Genomic DNA, 3,557 nt, shown 5'->3' with positions numbered 1-3,557 from the left:
TTGTGCTTTTAGAGACATTTGTAGAAAAGCAACGCTTTTTTGGCACTTGTTATAAAGCAGCAAACTGGCTCAAAGTAGGTGAGACCTGTGGCAGGGGAAGAAATGACCGTTACAAGAAGAAGAATAAGCCGATAAAGGCTGTATTTGTTTATCCCTTGCATAAAAATTTTCGTTTAATCTTAAATGGATAAAAAAAATCCTACACTTAGGGCATTTATTAAGACAGTTTTTCATTTTTTCCCTGACTTTTTTACAAGGCTTAAGGCCATAAAAGACCCTAGGGATAAAAATAAAATTACCTATGAGCTTAAAGATTTGACCTTAACAGGCCTTCTTCTTTTTGTATTAAAGTTGGGTGCAAGGAGACAGATCAAATATCAATTGAATAAAGGAAATGTAGTAGAAACCCTCAAGCGTGTATTTGGGTATAGAGCAGAGAAAATACCCCATGGTGATACATTAAATGCGTGTTTATCAAAGCTTGCACCAGAGAATCTTTCTAATCTACGCATCCCAATGATAAGAGGACTTATAAGGAAAAAGTGCTTTGAAAAGTATCGTCTTCTGGGGAAATATTACCTTATTGTGATTGATGGGACAGGATACTTAAGTTTTTCAAAAAGACACTGTGATCGATGTTTAAAGAAAAGGCTTAAAAATGGGGAAGTTATTTATTGTCATCCTGTCCTTGAAGCAAAGTTAATCCTGCCCTTTGGTATGGCACTTTCAGTAGCAACTGAATTTATTGAAAATGAACCTTTCAAATCTAAACAAGACTGTGAGCTTAATGCCCTTTACCGTCTTTTACCAAAGATAAAATCCGCTTTTCCACAACTGAGGATTTGCATTGGTGGAGACAGTCTCTATGCCAATAAGAATGTTATGAAGATGATAAAGAAATATAATTGGAAATATATTATTACCTTTAAAAAGGGCTCTATTCCTACAGTTTATCAGGAATTTGAGGCACTTTTGCGCCTTGAGCCTAAAAATAGGCTAACTTACTGGAAAAAAGACATCCGTCAAGATTACCAATGGATTAAAGACATTGAGCATGAGGGCCATCTAGTAAATGTTTTATCGTGTTATGAGACAAAGAAAAATAAAGCGCCTAAGAAATTTGTTTGGATTACCAATTTAAACATTACAGAAAAAAATTGTTTTATTATTGGTAATGAAGGAGGTAGAAATAGATGGAAGATTGAAAATCAAGGGTTTAAGATGCAAAAAAGAGGGGGGTACAATCTGGAGCATGCCTATGGCAGTAATGTTTTTGCTGTAAAAAATTTTTATTTATTATTACAGATTGCCCATATGCTAGCTCAACTTATGGAATATGGGCTTTTGGGTAAAAAGCTAATTGAAAAAGGTTATGGGGCCATAAAAAATGTGGCCCAAAGTTTAGGGGAAGAACTTAGAAGAACACTTCTAGACGATTCTATTGCCAATTATCTGAGTAAAAGAATGCGTATTACATTTGAATACCCCTGAATGTCTAATGCTCTAGATTGTGCCCCTTTGCCATTTCCTCCACTTATCCAAAGGGAAAAGTTTTCCCAAATCATACCCATGTTGCTTTATCTTCTTCTCTAACTATTTTTATCTTATTTTTTAGTTTTGATTCTTCAGGGCTGTTGGGGTTTGGGACTGACTTGACAAGAAAAATTTTTTGTGATAGGAAAAATTGGTCTGTTTTTTATTTCTCAAAGAAAGGAGGTGAGAGAAAAAAAGGCTGATTTTTTATGCAGATTTATTAAAAAATGAAAGAGGAGGGAGTTATGAGGAAAGTAGGTGTTTTAGTAGCAGTTTTGGTGTTTTTTAGCAGTCTTTGTTTTGCTCAAACGGAAAAAGGCATTATTGATACTATTGCGAAGAGAATTGAGTTTAGCGGAGAATTGGAGACAGGTTTTAAAGTAGAAAGTATTGGTCATAAAAATAGAAGTGGTAGAGTAGAAGATTCAGAAATTCAGCTTACTACGGCAGCACTGGCGATAGAGGCAGAGGTGACTGACTGGATAAATGTTGCGGTAGTGCCTATTTTTGAGGTGGAAGAATTTTATGTAGATGAAGGCCATGTTACTCTGGGACCAACAGAGAGCATACCCCTTTATCTCAAAAGTGGCTTGATGTATTATCCATTTGGCAAAAGAGAAGAATATACCCATTTCCCAGATGAGCCGTTAGTCAACCTGCCATTTACTATGTATTTTGGTGAAATTTGGGACCCAGGTGCAGTAGTTGGATTTACCAAAGAAATCCCTGGAATGGGTAGTCTTACCTTAGAAGGCTTTGTGGTTTATGCCAAGGTGACCGATAGCGATAATAGGCAAGTAGATACCTATGGTTTCAACGTCTGTTACGATCTTGAAAGAGGCGATTATAAATTTGAAATAGGCGCCTCCTATACTAATAATGTGCTTGATTCCACAGGTTATAAAATGCATAGAACTGGTCTGGAAGATTATGAACGCACAGATTTTTGGACTATTTATACTGAGCGAGATATAGACGCCATTGCTGGTTATGGAAGTATTGAATATGGTGGGTGTTATCTTACAGCCGAATATATGGGTGTTGTGCAACCTATTAAAGATGAAATCTCTCGTTCAGGAAAACTCGGAGCCCGTCCTAGAGTCTGGGGAGTAGAGGTAGGCACTGCTCTTGAGAATTATTTACCTTTACCCAAACCAGTAGAAGTGATGTTTAGGTATGAAGGCTCTTTAGACGCTCAGGAAATTTATGATATACCCAGGAATAGATATGCAATTGGTGCCAATATCGGCCTTCATGAATATCTCACCTGGTCTTTAGCTTATGCTTACAATGATTATAATGAAGGATATGGCGGAGGAGATCCTAAAGACCATGAAACTAACAGCTCTTTGTTCTTTACTCAACTAGGTATTAAGTTTTAGTTAAAATTTTAAACCAAGGGGGGTTTGAACCTCCCTTGGTTTATTTCGGTATTAGATGAAAAAATGAAAATACAAAAAACATTAATTCTGGGTATTTTAATCGTTTTTGTTTTTTTGACTCCAGCATTTTCAGAAACCTTAATTAATGCACCTCGTGATATAGTCTGGGAAAAGGCCATTAAAATATTTCCTAAAAAACTAAAAATCAAAAAAATTTATAAAGATATAAATATACCATAATAGCTGAAAGGAAAATAGGGATTCAGAAGAAATTCAATAGAGAAATTAAAATAAGACTTATTTCAAGAGGTGAACAAACAATTATAACCTATGATATAAGGACCTTACCAGGTCTTTTAGGTTTTGGTTCTACCAAGGCCATTATGGATAATTTTATTACTCAATTGAAAGAGACCTGTGAAGCTTCTCCTTAAATCCTTTGTTTCTGTCAAACTAGCAATTACTGCCTGCCCCAAAGATTTGTACGGTAGCTATGCCATACAGGGATTTTGGGCAATTTGGATTATTGCCTCTTTTTAGAGAATGTGTTAATAATTTCAATAGCGGGGCGTAGCGCAGACTGGTTAGCGCACCTGCCTTGGGAGCAGGGGGTCGGAGGTTCAAATCCTCTCGCCCCGACCA

3 protein-coding genes and 1 tRNA gene are annotated in these 3,557 nt (G+C 36.3%); all 4 read left to right on the top strand.

Translation table 11 applies throughout. The annotated features are described in order from the left end of the window. Window positions 1–191 (top strand): DUF4338 domain-containing protein (locus tag J7J01_06090; GenBank protein ID MCD6210445.1); only part of this gene is annotated, 191 nt, incomplete at its 5' end. After that, window positions 184–1,491 carry a hypothetical protein gene (locus J7J01_06085; protein MCD6210444.1) on the top strand — a complete coding sequence of 436 codons (1,308 nt, stop codon included), beginning with the start codon at window positions 184–186 and terminating at the stop codon, window positions 1,489–1,491. The genes J7J01_06090 and J7J01_06085, both read left to right, overlap by 8 nt. Before the next feature lie 287 nt (window positions 1,492–1,778). Further along, window positions 1,779–2,915 carry an LbtU family siderophore porin gene (locus J7J01_06080; GenBank protein MCD6210443.1) on the top strand — a complete coding sequence of 379 codons (1,137 nt, stop codon included), beginning with the start codon at window positions 1,779–1,781 and terminating at the stop codon, window positions 2,913–2,915. A gap of 564 nt (window positions 2,916–3,479) precedes the next feature. Beyond that, a tRNA-Pro gene (locus J7J01_06075) sits at window positions 3,480–3,557 on the top strand.

The sequence above is a fragment of the Methanophagales archaeon genome, from assembly GCA_021159465.1.
GTDB lineage: Archaea > Halobacteriota > Syntropharchaeia > Alkanophagales > Methanospirareceae > G60ANME1.
The sequence above is the reverse complement of the archived record's forward strand: the minus strand, read 5'-3'. Positions and strand labels throughout refer to the sequence as shown.

What these genes read in the sequence shown, in the direction of transcription:
- J7J01_06085 (MCD6210444.1), top strand. Translation starts at nt 184, where the DNA reads ATGGATAAAAAAAATCCTACACTTAGGGCATTTATTAAGACAGTTTTT.
- J7J01_06080 (MCD6210443.1), top strand. Translation starts at nt 1,779, where the DNA reads ATGAGGAAAGTAGGTGTTTTAGTAGCAGTTTTGGTGTTTTTTAGCAGT.